The sequence below is a fragment of the Pseudomonas sp. DW-iso17 genome, assembly GCF_058725345.1.
The window spans coordinates 229,911-243,752 of record NZ_JBZXEA010000046.1; the positions used below are offsets into that span (position 1 = coordinate 229,911).

Genomic DNA, 13,842 nt, shown 5'->3' on the forward strand with positions numbered 1-13,842 from the left:
TGCAATCGGGTTCCTGTCGATACGTTTTCGACTGCGTCTACCTTAAGGAAAAAATCATGAATATCCCTATTGAAGCCTTAGTTCACCTTGGTGGCAATTCGCCTCAATTCATGCTCCATCTGACAGACGATCAACAGAAAAAACTGCGGCGCTTCATTCACAAACGGGTCCTCAACCCGGAAGACGCGGATGATCTATTGCAACTGACTTACTTGGAGGCCTGGCGCAATCGCGAGCGCTTCAGTGGTACCGCGACGCTCAGCACCTGGATGTGCGGTATCGCGCAGAACCTGATCCGCAATCACTTCCGGCGCCTGTATGCCAAGCCCTCTCATTGCGAATTCGACGAGTCGCTGTGGCATGGCCATGAAGAAAACCACAGCCTGGATTGGGAATTCGAGGTCAACCGACGCCTGGAAAATACCCTGAGCGCAATTGATCACTTGCCCACAGAGATGCGCAGAACACTGTATGCCTCCCTGGAAACCGACGGCAGTTACCAGGACACCGCCGACGTACTGGACATTCCTATCGGCACCGTGCGCTCGCGCCTGTCACGGGCACGCGAACAGCTCAAGCGCGTCACCCACACCCCACTGCATCAGTAAGTTGAACTAGCCAGTCAAGCGTTGGGCGACAGGGATATCTGCCCAACACTGTCGGACTGGGCCCGTGAGTAGACCCTCGAAGACGCTTAGCGCTTGCGCTCCCCTCATGCACGGTGCATTCGCCACCGCCCGTCGCCAAAATCAGCGCTTTGGCTTAAACAGTTGAAAGCGTAGAAAAATTTTCAACAAAAACGCTTGACGCATTGCCGTTCCAAGCGAATAATGCGCGCCACTTGGCTACATAGCTCAGTTGGTTAGAGCATAGCATTCATAATGCTGGGGTCCGGGGTTCAAGTCCCTGTGTAGCCACCAAGTACTAAAAACGGCTTACCGGAAGGTAGGCCGTTTTTTTATGCGCGCAAAAAAACTCCCCAACTGTATTTTGACGCCCCCCAACCCCACTGTTAGTGTCCTGCCTCCCCTAAACACGGAGTGCCCCGATGCAACTGGACATCTACCAAGTCGACGCTTTCAGCGACCATCCCTTCGGCGGCAACCCGGCAGCGGTGTGCCCACTCACTGAGTGGCTGGCCGACGAGCAACTGCAGCAGATTGCAGCCGAGAATAATCTTTCGGAAACCGCGTTCTTTGTACCCCGTGGCGAGTTCTATGAGTTGCGTTGGCTCACGCCGGAAGTTGAGGTGGACCTGTGCGGCCATGCCACGTTGGCAGCCGCGTGGGTATTGATCCACAAGTTGGCGGACGCCCCGCAGGTTCTGCGCTTTGCCACCCGTAGCGGCGAGTTGCGGGTAACGCGCAACGGCGATGAGCTGGCGATGGATTTTCCGGCCAAAAAACCCGAACGCTGCGAGCCGCCCCACGGCATGTTGAGCGCCCTGGGGCTTGAAAACGCCGAGGTGTTTGGCACCGACGACTACATCGTGCTGGTGGAAGATGAAGCACAGGTGGCGGCTCTCACACCGGACTTTGCGCGGCTCAAAGGCCTGCCTAAACGCGGGGTTGCGGTGACCGCTAAAAGCACTCGGTTTGATTTTGTCTCGCGCTGGTTCGGCCCGAATGTGGGCGTTAATGAAGACCCGGTTACCGGCTCGGCGCACACGTCGCTGGCACCTTTCTGGGCCGAGCGCCTGGGCAAATCGCAATTGAGCGCCGAGCAAGGCGGCCAGCGTAAGGGCCAGCTGCGCTGTGAACTGCTGGGTGACCGGGTGATTATTTCCGGCAAGGCCGTGCTGTACATGCAAGGCACGATTTACCTGTAAACAACGCAGTAGCCCAAGGACCACAGCACCTTCTCAACATGAACGGAGTTCAGCGCGTGTTTTTGATTTCCCGCCGCAGTCTGACAGTCATCGCCGCAACCCTGGCCCTCGCCGCCTGCCACACGCCCGTCAACGAACAGCCTCCGGCGCCAGAGCTGGGCTCGGGCTACCGCACCGACCTGAGCACACGCCACGCCGAGCGCCATATGGCCGCCGCCGCCAACCCGCTGGCCGCTGAAGCCGGGCGTGAAATGCTGCGTCAAGGCGGTTCAGCCATTGATGCGGCGATTGCCATGCAAGCGGTATTGACCCTGGTGGAACCGCAGTCTTCCGGCATCGGCGGCGGTGCGTTCATCATGCTGTGGGATGGGCACAACGTGCAGGCTTATGACGGCCGCGAAACTGCGCCGGCCGGGGCCACGGAGCGTCTTTTCCTGAAGGCCGACGGTACGCCCATGGCGTTCACGGATGCGCAGATTGGCGGGCGCTCGGTGGGCACTCCAGGGGTATTGCGCGCCCTGGAGATGGCGCACCAAAAGAGCGGCCGCTTGCCATGGGCCAAGCTGTTTGAACCGGCGATTCGCCTGTCGGAGCAAGGCTTCGCCATTTCCCCACGCTTGCACAGTTTGATCGCGGCTGACCGCTTTATCGCGCAATCGCCCGACATGGCGGCGTACTTCCTGAATGCCGATGGCTCGCCAAAAGCCACCGGCACGCTGTTGAAAAACCCGGCTCTGGCCGCGGTGTTCAAGCGCATCGCCAAGGAAGGGCCGGATGCGTTGTACCAAGGATCGATTGCCGATGAGATCGCACGCAAGGTGCAGGGCCATCGCAATGCCGGCAGCCTGTCCCAGGCTGATCTCAAGAGCTACACCGCCAAGCAACGCGCACCGCTGTGCACCGACTACAAACAATGGAAGGTCTGCGGCATGCCACCGCCGTCCTCGGGCGGCATTGCCGTGGCGCAGATCCTCGGGACACTGCAGGCGCTGGAAACCCGCACCCCGCGCCTGGCCATCGCCCCTATGACACCGGTCAAGAGTGCCTCGCCGGCCGGGCTTGAGCCGACACCCGAGGCCGTGCACCTGCTCGCCGAAGCCGGGCGCCTGGCCTTTGCTGACCGCGCGCTGTACGTGGCCGATGCAGACTTCACCCCCGTACCCGTCGCCGGCCTCGTCGCACCGAGTTACCTGGCGCAGCGCGCCACGCTGATCGGCGAACGCAGCATGGGCATCGCCAAGCCCGGCCAACCCGCCGGTATTCAGGTAGCGTATGCGCCAGACCGCTCGCCGCTGCGCATCTCCACCTCACAGGTGGTGGCAGTGGACGACCAGGGCGGCGCCGTGTCGATGACCACCACGGTTGAAGCAGCATTCGGCTCTCATGTGATGGTCCAGGGCTTTTTGCTCAACAACCAGATGACCGACTTCTCGTTCATCCCCGCAGAAAACGGCCAGCCTGTAGCCAACCGCGTACAACCGGGCAAACGCCCACGCTCGGCCATGGCGCCGACCTTGGTGTTCGACCGCAACTCGGGCGAACTGCTGGCTACCGTCGGCTCCCCCGGCGGCTCGCAGATCATCGAGTACGTGAGTAAATCCCTGGTGGCCATGCTCGACTGGAAGCTCGACCCGCAGGCGGCCATCAGCCTGCCCAACTTTGGCAGTCGCAATGGTGCTACCGAGTTGGAAGCTGGGCTGTTCAGTCCGGCGCTGAAACAGGCGCTCAAGGACAAGAGCCACGCCCTGAGCGAGATCGAGATGACCAGCGGCGTGCAGGCCATCGTGCGCACACGGGATGCCCAGGGTAAGGTGACGCTCAGTGGTGGCGCGGACCCTCGGCGTGAAGGTGAGGCGTTGGGTGATTAAGGTGTTGATCTATCCGTACAGGCTTATAAAAAAAGACCTGCACCCTTACGCCTTAAATCCTACGCGGAGCGCCAGAACTCAAAGTGCCATGTCATCTTTTGCGATAAAAACCTTCTTGAGCAGCCCCATCTCACCTGCGATTTTCTGGCCCGCCCTTTCTTGCCAGAGGCTACGTCAAAGACGTAGAATTTCGCGTGTTCACTCTCATAGAATCCCCTCTCTTCAGCAGGCAATGGCCTGACTATTGGACTGAAGATGAAAAAGGTATCTTCATGGCGTTTCTCGCCAGCCATCCTGATGCTGGAAATGTCATTCCGCGCTCGGGAGGTTGCCGAAAGATACGCTGGAGCATGGAGGGCCGGGGTAAAAGTGGATCAGTGCGGGTCATCTACACCACACAACTGGAGTGCGGAGCAGTCGTCGCGCTACTGATTTATGGCAAGAGCGCCACGGAGAATATTCCGGCACATATCCTGTACAAAATCGCAAAGGAAATGAACCATGCCACTCACTGATAAAGAACTGAAGGAACGTGACGCCAAACGCAATATAGGCGAAGAACTACTCACAGCCATTCAGGATGTCAAAGCGGGACGTTACGGTGCCGTGCAGCACGTTGAGGTCACTCAGGCTGCCGAAGCAAGAAGCAAGACAGGGCTCTCACAACCCAAATTTGCCGAGCTTCTGGGCGTGTCAGTAAGAACCCTTCAAGAATGGGAGCAAGGGCGTCGCGCACCTTCCGGAGCAGCACGTTCGCTACTGCATATTGCGGCCATAAGGCCGGACGTTTTTCGCGAAGTACTCAGTAACGCCTGATCGCGTTACTGCTTCGGGCCAATCACTGGCGGTTGATCTTCAAGCCCTTGCGCCCCGCATGCCGCTCCAGCGCCAGCTCGATCAACCGGCTCACCAGCTCGCTGTAGCTCATGCCTGCCGCCTGCCACAGCTTGGGGTACATGCTGATGCGGGTAAAACCGGGCAGTGAGTTGATCTCGTTGATCAGCACTTCGCCGTCCTGCGTCAGGAACACATCCACCCGCGCCAACCCGGCGCAGCCCAACACTTCAAACGCCTCAATGGCCAGGCTGCGGATCCGCTCGCTGGCGTCATGACTGATCGCCGCCGGCACCACCACCTGGGCGGCCTGGCCATCGATGTATTTGCTGTCGTAGGAATAGAAACCACTGCTCACCACGATCTCGCCACAACCGCTGGCGATGGGCTCGTCATTGCCCAGCACGGCGCATTCGATCTCACGGCCCTGGACGGCGGACTCCACCAGCACCTTCTCATCAAACCCCAACGCCAGTTCAACGGCAGCGCGGTACTCGGCTTCGCTGCCGACTTTGCTTACCCCCACCGACGAACCCTGGTTGGCGGGCTTGACGAACATCGGCACACCGAGCTTGCCAGCGGCCGTTTCAAAAGAGGTGCGCGCCGCATTAGCTCGCGTAAGGGTGATGAACGGCGTGACCGCAATGCCCACGTCGCGCAGCAAGCGCTTGCTGATGTCTTTGTCCATGCACACCGCCGAGCCGAGCACGTCGGAACCGACGAAGGGCAAGTCCGCCATGCGCAGCAAGCCTTGCAGGCAACCGTCTTCACCGAGGGTGCCGTGGACAATCGGGAAGATCACGTCGATGTGTTCCAGCACGCCCTGGCCAGAGGTCTCTACCACTTGCTGGCTGGCCTTGCCGGGCACCACGGCCAATTCACGGTTGGACTGGTTGAGGGCGATGAGCGCCGGGTTTTCCTGGTTGAGCAGGAAGTTCGAGGTGTCATTGAGGTGCCAGTGACCGGCCTTGTCGATACCGATCAAAACCGGCTCGAAGCGTGAGCGATCAAGGGCATCGACAATGTTGCGCGCCGATTGCAGCGAGACCTCATGCTCAGCCGAACGCCCCCCAAAAATAATCCCTACCCGCACCTTGCTCATGACCCGGCCTCACTGTTGAAAGTAAGGCTTCTTACCATGGGTGGTCAGCGATTCGCTACCCGATGTGCATTGCCCAATACCTGCACAATCGTACAAGACCCCAGCAGACAACCGGTGCAGACTCAGTTAACGTGTTTCCACCTCCTTTTGTGACAAGTCACCATGGGCAACCCCATCCACTCCCTCGACTGGCTGCACCGCGCGCCCCACGCCAGTGGCCTTGACCGTATCGAGGCGTACTTTGCCGGCTTTGCCTTCGACCCTCATCGCCATGACACCTACGCCATCGGGCGCACGTTGTTCGGCGTACAGAGTTTTCATTATCGCGGCGGCACGACCCACAGCCTGCCTGGCACCACCATGGTGATCCACCCCGATGAAACCCATGACGGTCGCGCCGGCAGCGACGAAGGCTTCAAGTATCGGATGATTTATGTGGAGCCGGCGCTGATCCAGCAGATCCTCGGTGGCCAGCCGTTGCCGTTTATCCCCGGCGGCTTGTCCACCGACCCACGGCTGCACCGCGCCAGCGAAGTGTTGCTGCAGAGCCTGGATTGCCCGATAGACCCGATGCAAGAGCAAGACGCAATGTTCGACCTGGCCCACGCGCTGAGCGCTGCGTCAGGGGCCATCATCCGCCGTAAATCCTTCGACTACATCGCGGCCGAACGCGCCCGTGAATTCATCCACAGCGCCCTGGGCCGCAGCATCACCCTGGATGAAATTGCCGACCACGCCGGCCGCGACCGGTGGGCGTTATCGCGGGATTTTCGTTTGTTATTCGGCACCAGCCCCTACCGCTACCTGACCATGCGCCGACTGGACCTGGTGCGCCACTTGTTGGCCCAGGGCCAATCGTTGGTGGATGCGGCGATGACCGCGGGCTTTACCGACCAAAGCCACATGACCCGCCAATTTCGCAGCACCTACGGCATGCCGCCATCGCGTTGGGTGAAAATGCTCGGACGCTGAGTACTGGGTTGGACTGTGGGAGCTGGCTTGCCTGCGATGCAGACACCTAGGTGTATCAGGCACACCGCTATCGCAGGCAAGCCAGCTCCCACAGTTGGATGAGGTGGCGTTGCTGGCATTTGGTCATGGTTTGTAAAGGGCCAGCAAGCTGCGTCCCTTTAAATTGCAGGACGTTTCCGAGACAATCCCTGCCGCCTTGTGCCTGTTGGAATCGATGGCTAGTCTTCGGCCCGTCACTGCCTTTTCAGTGATCGGGTTTAGTCGCCCGGACTCTAATCAGGCGCATGGTCCTCCATGAGGTTTATGGTGGCTGTGCGCAGGGCACCCTCGGGTGCGCCGGATTTTCCTGATTAGCCGGTCGACTAACCTGCGTACAGCCGCCACCCTTCGTTTAGTCGCGACTGGGCCGGCTTCTGCCTTAATCAGGAGTTACACCATGACCAAAGCACTTCCCGATCCACCCATGGATTGCCTAGTCGTCAATGAAGAACTCAGCTTCGAAGACGCTCAACTCTATATTTCCCATCTGATCAACAGCGCATCGGCCACGGTGTGGGACTGTTGCGATCACCTGCAACCCCACGACCGCGCCCGAATCCATGCCGCATGGCACTTGCTGGAGATGGCCAAGACCGTAGTAAACCGCACCCTCGAGTGCATGCCACGAACCTGAAGACACCATAAACCCCATGTGGGAGCTGGCTTGCCTGCGATGCAGACACCTCGGTACATCAGGTACACCAAGATGATGCCATCGCAGGCAAGCCAGCTCCCACAGTTGATCTTCGTGGCTTTGCGCCTCTGTCAGAGCTGGCGCCCGACAACCGGTTGACCAATGGCCAGGAAGTTTCCGCCCGCCACATGGTGCAACGTGCGCAGTTCATCATGCCCCTCAAAATGCCAGCGGCCCTCGCTGAATACCCGCTCATCAGCATAGGCCGCGACCACTTCGCCCAGGAACAGGTCATAGGTCTGCTGATTATGCGGCTCGGGCAGCAAGCGGCATTCCAGCCAGGCCACGCAGCCTTCCAGCATCGGCGCCTCGGTGTGCTCACCGCTGAAAGTGTGCAGGCCATAGGCTGCGAATTTGTCGGTTTCAACGCCGCGGGTATTGCCCACCGTCTGCACCAGATCAGCCTGCGCAACACAAGGCACCTGCAGCACAAAAGTGCCGGCGCCTTCCAGTAGTTGGCGGGTCCAGGTGGCCTTGTCGAGCACCACCGCGACTTTCGGTGGTTCGAAATCCAGCGGCATGGCCCAGGCAGCGGCCATGATATTGCGCTGGCCGTTGTGGGCTGCACTCACCAACACGGTCGGCCCGTGGTTGAGCAAACGGTAAGCCTTGGACAGTGGTACGGGGCGACGGAACGTAGGGCTCATGGTCGATCAGCTCTGCAAGCGAGAAAAGACCTACGATACCTCAAGCACAAGCCCGACAGGTCAGCTCGACAGCTGATTGGCAAACTGCCCGACCGCACTCACCACCTTTTGCGCACCGTCCTGAATCTCGACGATCACGGTACCCGCCTCCGCCGCCAGGGCCAGGCCCTGCTCGGCTTGCGCACGACCGTCGGCCATCAAGGCCACCGCGTCGCGGGCCATGTCCTGGTTCTGGCGCACCACACCGACAATTTCCTCGGTGGCTTTGCTGGTGCGTGACGCCAATTGCCGCACTTCATCGGCCACCACCGCAAAGCCCCGCCCCTGTTCACCGGCACGCGCCGCTTCGATGGCGGCGTTGAGCGCCAAAAGGTTGGTTTGCTCGGCAATGCCGCTGATGGTCTTGACGATGCTGCCGATCACTTGGGACTGGGCATTCAGCGCCTCGATACCTTCGCCGGCCTGCTGCATGTGCTGGGCCAGGTCGCGCATCACGTCCACGGCCTGGGTGACTACAGTGGTACCGCGCTGGGCGCTGTCGTCGGTTTGCAACGAGGTGCTGTAGGCAATATTGGCGGCCTCGGCCACCGCCTGCTCGCGGTTGACCTGGTCGGTAATGACCGTGGCGAACTTGACCACTTTGTACAACCGCTCATTGGCGTCCAGCACCGGGTTGTAGGTGGCCTCCAACCACACCAGGCGGCCGTGGCTGTCCACGCGTTTGAAGCGCGCGGCGACGAACTCACCGGCGTTCAGGCGCTTCCAGAACTGTTGGTATTCGGCACTGTTGTATTCCTGTGGTTCACAGAACATACGGTGATGTTTGCCTTCGATCTGCGCCAGACTGTAACCCATGGCGCCGAGGAAGCGGTCATTGGCGGTGAGTACATGCCCCTCCAGATCGAACTCGATCAACGCGGTAGAACGCATCAGCGCGGTGATCAGGTTTTCATGTTCACGCGAACTCTCGATGGTGCGAGTAAGGTCGCTGGAGAACATCGAAAACTGCTTGATGCGCCCCTCAGAACTGCGCACCGGCTGCACGATTGAGCGCAACCAGGCTTCCTTGCCATTGCCGCGCATCAGGCGCACGGCGCCGGCAAAGTGTTCGCCGCGGGCCAGCGCGTGCTTGAAGCGCAGCTGGAACTCGTCCTGGCGCACGTGGGCCGGCACCAAGTCTTCGATCGCGCGCCCGACAATCTCGCCCAGCGAGTAAGCCAGCTCCTGCAGGAAGTTGGCATTGGCCCACTCCACACGGCCTTCAGGGTCCAGCGTCAGGCAGAGCATTTCGCTTTCCAGGCTCTCTTTCACCTGAAGCAAGCTCGACAATTCTTCGCGCAGAGCGGTCAGCTCCTGCTTCAGGCGGGTATTGAACATGGGGCACCGTTAGGCAAGTGAGGTGGGTGTACTCCCTTGCATCGGCGCTGCCGGGGTTTTCTGAAGAGCGCTTGAGCCCTGGGCCGAACTATATTTTCAACCGCCATTGTTACGGCATACGCCCATGACCTGATATTCCAGGGTATTGAGCTTGCCGCTGGAGTCTTCATAGGTCATGCGCGACGGCACGGCGTTGCACGAGCGGATCGGCGGCGTCACGTTGACGACCTTGGCAATGTCCAGGTCCATGCCATAGCGGTACGCCTGGACTTCGGGCACCGGCTTGCCTTTTTTGATGGCGTAGGCGGCCATGGCTTTCTCATTGCGCTCCATCATCAGGGCAAAGGTGCGATCCCCACCCCCTTCGGCCAGTGCGCCGAATGACAACACAGCCGTTAATACAGCCAAACCTGCTTTATAAAAGTTCATCGCGGTTTCCTCGACTGAAAAGTTCAGTGTCGAGATTAACCAACCCACCCTGACGCCAGGTTCACCAGAACATTACTTATTTGTTAGATGGCCGTTAGTTTCCAGAATTGTAATCTTCGCGCCATGCAGCTGTTATCCGTCGTTTGCAACTATCAGCCAGGGCCAGATCAATAAAAACGCCCGCCTCTATAAGAAGCCGATAACTGCCATCACCGAGGAGCGCATCATGAGCATTCGTCATTACACCCTTCCCTTTTCACTGATGGCTGCACTGCCCATGGCCGCCATGGCGGTGGAGGACAAGCCCGAGGGTTTTATCGAGGGCAGTCGCATCAACGTGCTGGCACGCAATTTCTACTTCAACCGCGATGACCGCAAAGGCCAGTCCAGCCCCACTGGCAATGGTTACTCCGAAGCCTGGGCCCAGGGCTTTATCGGCAAATTCGAATCCGGTTTTACCCAGGGCACCGTGGGTTTTGGCCTGGACGCATTCGCCATGTACGGCCTCACACTTGACTCGGGCAGCGGCCGCAGCGGCGGCAAAGGCTCGTTCGGCGTGCTGCCGGTGAACAGCGACAACCAGCCGGAAGACAGCTACAGCAAAATCGGCGGCGCGGCGAAACTGCGCGTGCTGGACACCGTGATCAAGGCCGGCGACGTGTTCCCACTCACCCCGGTGGTGGCCTACGGCGACTCTCGCCTGTTGCCCGAGAGCTTTCGCGGCGTCACCCTGCAAAACACCAGCCTGGAAGGCTTGAGCCTGCAAGGCGGGCGCCTGAGCGGCATGAGCCAGCCCAGTGAAAGCGGCATGAACAAAGGCTTTGCCACCTTCTATGCAGGCAAGGTCGACTCGCCCTGGATCGCCTACTTCGGCGGTGACTACCAGCTCAACAGCCATCTGGGCTTTAGCCTGTACAGCAGCCGCTTGAAGGACGCCTGGGATCAGTACTACTTCGGCAGCAATGCCAATTACGCATTGACCGACGACGTGTCATTGTTCGGCGACTTCAACTACTACAAGGCCGTGGACGAAGGCCAGAAACGGCTCGGCGAGTTCGACAACAACATCTGGAGCGCCAGGCTCGGGGTCAAGGTCGGTGCCCACAGCCTGGCCGTGTCGCACCAGCGCAACAACGGCGACGATGATTTTGATTACCTGCGCCAGTCAGACTCGATCTTCCTCAACAACTCCATCCAGTACAGCGACTTCAATGCGCCCAAGGAGCGCTCATGGATGCTGCGCTACGACCTGGACATGCAGGCGTTCGGCATTCCCGGCCTGTCGTTCATGACCCGCTACGGCAAAGGCACCGGCGCCGACTATAGCAACGCCAATGCCGTGTATATGCGCCGCGATGCAGCGGGTAACCCCTTGACCGATCAACGCCGCTGGGAACGGGATATCGAGGCCAAGTACGTGGTGCAAAGTGGGCGTTTGAAAGATTTGTCCCTGCGCTTGCGCCAGGCCACCGTGCGCTCCAGTGCGTTCGAGTCAGACCTGGAAGAAGTTCGTCTGATTGCCGAATACCCATTGGTCGTGCTGTAGCCCTTACATTCGCTCGCGATTAACTAACATCTGTTCACAAATAGCCAGTTATCAAAATTGTAATATTGGCCTCAGCTTCTCGTTAAGTGGAACTTTCTATACTCGCTTCAACTTATTCACCCGAGCACATTCATCTCTGAAGCTTTTGTGTAGCTCCTTTGGAAAGAGATGAATTTTTAACGCCCCGCTTGGGGCGTTTTTTTTGCCTGCGACACATGCGACCGACGGTCGCAGTTGACCCTAAAGCTACTTTAGCCTTCAGACTTTTCCCACTTCCGAAACCGCCGCCATAGGGACATGGGCGCCTTCTCTCCCCCTAATTCAAGAGGTAACCCCCATGCGTATTCTTGTGGTTGAAGACGAGCAGAAAACCGCCGACTACCTGCAACAGGGCTTGAACGAAAGTGGCTACGTGGTCGACTGCGCCGCCAATGGCGTCGACGGCCTGCACCTGGCCGGGCAACACGCCTATGAACTGGTGATTCTGGACGTCAACCTGCCGGGCAAGGATGGCTGGCAAGTACTGGAAGAATTGCGCCGCAACGGCACCCAGCGCGTGATGATGCTCACCGCCCGTGGCCGGCTGGCTGACAAGATCAAGGGCCTGGACATGGGCGCCGACGATTACCTGGTCAAGCCGTTCGAGTTTCCCGAACTGCTGGCCCGCGTGCGCACCTTGATGCGTCGCAGCGAGCACATTCCACAGCCGGAAGTGTTCCGCGTCTCGGACCTGGAACTGGACCCGCGCCGCCACCGCGCTTATCGCGGCACCCGGCGCATCGACCTGACCACCAAGGAGTTCGCCCTGTTGCAAGTGCTGATGCGCCAGGCCGGCGAAGTGCTGACCCGCACACAGATTATTTCCCTGGTCTGGGACATGAATTTCGACTGCGACACCAACGTGGTCGAAGTCTCCATCAGCCGCCTGCGCGCCAAGGTGGATGACCAGAGCGAGGTCAAGCTGATCCACACCATTCGCGGCGTGGGCTACGTGCTGGAAGCGCGCCCATGAAGACCGGCAGCCTGTCGATGCGCCTGGGCCTGACGGTCAGCCTGATGGGCGCGGGCCTGGTTTTGCTGCTAGCGACCCTGGCCTACCTGGCCCTCACCCATGAGCTGGAAAAACTCGCGCGCAAGAACCTGGAAAGCAAAATGGAACAGATCCAGCACAGCCTGGCCCTGGGCCTGGACGCCCACGCCATTCGCGGCCGCCCGCACTCGCTGATGGACCTGGTGATCGGCCACGACAATTTCCACCTGACCATCGTCGGCACCGCGCCCGATAACAGCGTGCTGCTGAACGTCGGCAGCAAGCCCCAGGAGCCACTGCTCACCGACTTCAAGCCACGGGAAACCCTGGGCTACCTCAATTGGGTCGACAGCTACGGCAACCAGATACTCAGTGCCTCCAGCTTGATGCGCCTGGCCAACGGTGAACGCGTGCGGGTGCTGCTGTCCCTGGACCGCATGGACGACCAGGCATTGCTCAGTGCCTACCTGCGCGCCACGCTGATTGCGCTGCCGCTACTGCTGATACTGATTGGCATGGGCGCCTGGTGGCTGGTGCAACGGGGCCTGGCACCGTTGAAGCAGTTCAGCCAGGTGGCGGCGAAAGTCACCACCCAAGACCTCACCCATCGCTTGTCTGTGGACAACCTGCCCCACGAACTGGGTGAACTGGCCCACGGCATCAACGTGATGCTCGACCGCCTGGACGCCGGGGTGCAGCAACTCTCGCAATTCTCCGATGACCTGGCCCACGAACTGCGCGCGCCCTTGACCAACCTGATGGGCAAGGCCCAGTTGACCCTGTCGCGCCAGCGCCCGCCGCAGGAATACAAGGCGGTGCTGGAATCCAACACCGAAGAGCTCGAACGCCTGGCGCGGATTGTCAGCGACATGCTGTTTCTGGCGCAGGTCAGCCACCCCGCGGCCCGGGCCTCATTCACCGAGGTGTCCCTGGCGCAGGAAGCCCAGCGGGTGATGGAGTTGTTTGCCCTGAGTGCCGAAGACAAACACATCACCCTGAGCCTGCGCGGCGATGCCTGGGTGACGGGCGATCGGCTGATGATCCAGCGGGCGATTTCCAACTTGCTCTCCAATGCCATTCGCCACACACCCGAGGCCTCTACCGTGTTGCTGTTGGTGGAGACCTACGAGCAGAGCGTATCGCTGTCGGTGGGCAACCCGGGGCGAGGCATTGAAGCGCACCACCTGCCGCACCTGTTCGAACGTTTCTACCGCGCCGACAGCAGCCGTACCCGTGCCGAGGGCGGCACCGGGCTGGGGCTGGCCATCGTGAAATCGATCATGCATTTGCATCAGGGGCATGCTCATGTCACCAGCCAGCCTGGGCGTTTTACGCGGTTCAGCCTGGTGTTTCCCCAGGCTCTGGAAGCACCGTTGGCCCCCTGCGGGAGCGGGCTTGCCCGCGAAGGCGGTGTATCCGTCAGTACAGGTATCGACTGACCCGGCGCATTCGCGAGCAAGCCCGCTCCCCCAGGGG

At 60.0% G+C, this 13,842-nt stretch carries 14 protein-coding genes, 1 tRNA gene and 1 pseudogene; 11 read left to right on the forward strand and 5 right to left on the reverse strand.

The genetic code is table 11. The features are described from left to right. Positions 1–56 precede the first annotated feature (56 nt). The 6 genes from AC4PS6_RS26165 (at position 57) to AC4PS6_RS26190 (ending at position 4,512) form a co-directional block, all read left to right on the forward strand. Positions 57–608: an RNA polymerase sigma factor gene (locus tag AC4PS6_RS26165; RefSeq protein WP_014716807.1), complete on the forward strand. Its 552-nt coding sequence runs from the start codon at positions 57–59 to the stop codon at positions 606–608. Between the two features lie 235 nt (positions 609–843). After that, positions 844–920 (forward strand) — tRNA-Met (locus tag AC4PS6_RS26170). 128 nt (positions 921–1,048) lie between these two features. Next, entirely contained in the window at positions 1,049–1,828 is a 780-nt protein-coding gene (locus AC4PS6_RS26175; protein ID WP_336827376.1) for a PhzF family phenazine biosynthesis protein, read from the forward strand. Between the two features lie 38 nt (positions 1,829–1,866). Beyond that, on the forward strand, positions 1,867–3,696 hold the full coding sequence (gene ggt / locus AC4PS6_RS26180) for a gamma-glutamyltransferase (protein WP_336827377.1): 1,830 nt from the start codon (positions 1,867–1,869) through the stop codon (positions 3,694–3,696). A 272-nt stretch (positions 3,697–3,968) separates the two neighbouring features. Continuing rightward, positions 3,969–4,211 (forward strand): hypothetical protein, encoded by a 243-nt coding sequence (locus AC4PS6_RS26185; protein WP_197986766.1) that lies wholly within the window; start codon positions 3,969–3,971, stop codon positions 4,209–4,211. Continuing rightward, the gene (locus AC4PS6_RS26190; RefSeq protein WP_019817027.1) at positions 4,198–4,512 is read left to right on the forward strand and encodes a helix-turn-helix domain-containing protein; all 315 of its coding nucleotides are present in this window, start codon (positions 4,198–4,200) and stop codon (positions 4,510–4,512) included. Before AC4PS6_RS26185 ends, AC4PS6_RS26190 begins: the two co-directional genes overlap by 14 nt. A gap of 22 nt (positions 4,513–4,534) precedes the next feature. Here the strand turns inward: AC4PS6_RS26190 and ddlA are convergent, their stop codons facing one another. Continuing rightward, positions 4,535–5,632: a D-alanine--D-alanine ligase gene (gene ddlA, locus AC4PS6_RS26195; protein WP_336827500.1), complete on the reverse strand. Its 1,098-nt coding sequence runs from the start codon at positions 5,630–5,632 to the stop codon at positions 4,535–4,537. A gap of 162 nt (positions 5,633–5,794) precedes the next feature. Here ddlA and AC4PS6_RS26200 point away from each other — a divergent pair, with 162 nt between their 5' ends. Both AC4PS6_RS26200 and AC4PS6_RS26205 read left to right on the forward strand, forming a co-directional pair. Then, on the forward strand, positions 5,795–6,604 hold the full coding sequence (locus AC4PS6_RS26200; RefSeq protein ID WP_014716803.1) for an AraC family transcriptional regulator: 810 nt from the start codon (positions 5,795–5,797) through the stop codon (positions 6,602–6,604). A 436-nt stretch (positions 6,605–7,040) separates the two neighbouring features. Then, entirely contained in the window at positions 7,041–7,277 is a 237-nt protein-coding gene (locus tag AC4PS6_RS26205) for a hypothetical protein (RefSeq protein ID WP_050587211.1), read from the forward strand. Positions 7,278–7,408: 131 nt separating this feature from the next. On the opposite strand, the gene AC4PS6_RS26210 is transcribed toward AC4PS6_RS26205, so the two are convergent. The 4 genes and pseudogenes from AC4PS6_RS26210 to AC4PS6_RS26225 form a co-directional block, all read right to left on the reverse strand. After that, positions 7,409–7,984, reverse strand: a complete 576-nt coding sequence (locus AC4PS6_RS26210; protein WP_236466029.1) for a flavin reductase family protein — start codon at positions 7,982–7,984, stop codon at positions 7,409–7,411. A gap of 60 nt (positions 7,985–8,044) precedes the next feature. Further along, on the reverse strand, positions 8,045–8,476 hold the full coding sequence (locus tag AC4PS6_RS26215) for a methyl-accepting chemotaxis protein (protein ID WP_370712620.1): 432 nt from the start codon (positions 8,474–8,476) through the stop codon (positions 8,045–8,047). Positions 8,477–8,584: 108 nt separating this feature from the next. Next, positions 8,585–9,361, reverse strand: a pseudogene (locus tag AC4PS6_RS26220) (PAS domain-containing protein); the annotation flags it as partial. A 96-nt stretch (positions 9,362–9,457) separates the two neighbouring features. Further along, a complete protein-coding gene (locus AC4PS6_RS26225; RefSeq protein ID WP_014716799.1) occupies positions 9,458–9,790 on the reverse strand; it encodes a DUF2790 domain-containing protein in 333 nt (110 codons plus the stop codon). 226 nt (positions 9,791–10,016) lie between these two features. Between AC4PS6_RS26225 and AC4PS6_RS26230 the strand changes: the two genes are divergently transcribed. The 3 genes from AC4PS6_RS26230 (at position 10,017) to AC4PS6_RS26240 (ending at position 13,805) form a co-directional block, all read left to right on the forward strand. Further along, positions 10,017–11,336 carry an OprD family porin gene (locus AC4PS6_RS26230; RefSeq protein WP_122299623.1) on the forward strand — a complete coding sequence of 440 codons (1,320 nt, stop codon included), beginning with the start codon at positions 10,017–10,019 and terminating at the stop codon, positions 11,334–11,336. Positions 11,337–11,673: 337 nt separating this feature from the next. Further along, entirely contained in the window at positions 11,674–12,348 is a 675-nt protein-coding gene (locus AC4PS6_RS26235) for a heavy metal response regulator transcription factor (protein ID WP_014716797.1), read from the forward strand. After that, positions 12,345–13,805 carry a heavy metal sensor histidine kinase gene (locus AC4PS6_RS26240; protein WP_014716796.1) on the forward strand — a complete coding sequence of 487 codons (1,461 nt, stop codon included), beginning with the start codon at positions 12,345–12,347 and terminating at the stop codon, positions 13,803–13,805. The genes AC4PS6_RS26235 and AC4PS6_RS26240 overlap by 4 nt, the downstream gene beginning before the upstream one ends. Positions 13,806–13,842: the final 37 nt, after the last annotated feature.

Excerpts from the sequence above, each read along its gene's own strand:
- AC4PS6_RS26205 (WP_050587211.1), top strand. The coding sequence starts at position 7,041 with ATGACCAAAGCACTTCCCGATCCACCCATGGATTGCCTAGTCGTCAAT.
- AC4PS6_RS26185 (WP_197986766.1), top strand. The coding sequence starts at position 3,969 with ATGGCGTTTCTCGCCAGCCATCCTGATGCTGGAAATGTCATTCCGCGC.
- AC4PS6_RS26225 (WP_014716799.1), bottom strand. The coding sequence starts at position 9,790 with ATGAACTTTTATAAAGCAGGTTTGGCTGTATTAACGGCTGTGTTGTCA.
- AC4PS6_RS26240 (WP_014716796.1), top strand. The coding sequence starts at position 12,345 with ATGAAGACCGGCAGCCTGTCGATGCGCCTGGGCCTGACGGTCAGCCTG.
- AC4PS6_RS26210 (WP_236466029.1), bottom strand. The coding sequence starts at position 7,984 with ATGAGCCCTACGTTCCGTCGCCCCGTACCACTGTCCAAGGCTTACCGT.
- AC4PS6_RS26200 (WP_014716803.1), top strand. The coding sequence starts at position 5,795 with ATGGGCAACCCCATCCACTCCCTCGACTGGCTGCACCGCGCGCCCCAC.
- ggt (WP_336827377.1), top strand. The coding sequence starts at position 1,867 with ATGAACGGAGTTCAGCGCGTGTTTTTGATTTCCCGCCGCAGTCTGACA.
- AC4PS6_RS26230 (WP_122299623.1), top strand. The coding sequence starts at position 10,017 with ATGAGCATTCGTCATTACACCCTTCCCTTTTCACTGATGGCTGCACTG.
- AC4PS6_RS26175 (WP_336827376.1), top strand. The coding sequence starts at position 1,049 with ATGCAACTGGACATCTACCAAGTCGACGCTTTCAGCGACCATCCCTTC.
- AC4PS6_RS26215 (WP_370712620.1), bottom strand. The coding sequence starts at position 8,476 with ATGCGCGACCTGGCCCAGCACATGCAGCAGGCCGGCGAAGGTATCGAG.
- ddlA (WP_336827500.1), bottom strand. The coding sequence starts at position 5,632 with ATGAGCAAGGTGCGGGTAGGGATTATTTTTGGGGGGCGTTCGGCTGAG.
- AC4PS6_RS26165 (WP_014716807.1), top strand. The coding sequence starts at position 57 with ATGAATATCCCTATTGAAGCCTTAGTTCACCTTGGTGGCAATTCGCCT.
- AC4PS6_RS26235 (WP_014716797.1), top strand. The coding sequence starts at position 11,674 with ATGCGTATTCTTGTGGTTGAAGACGAGCAGAAAACCGCCGACTACCTG.
- AC4PS6_RS26190 (WP_019817027.1), top strand. The coding sequence starts at position 4,198 with ATGCCACTCACTGATAAAGAACTGAAGGAACGTGACGCCAAACGCAAT.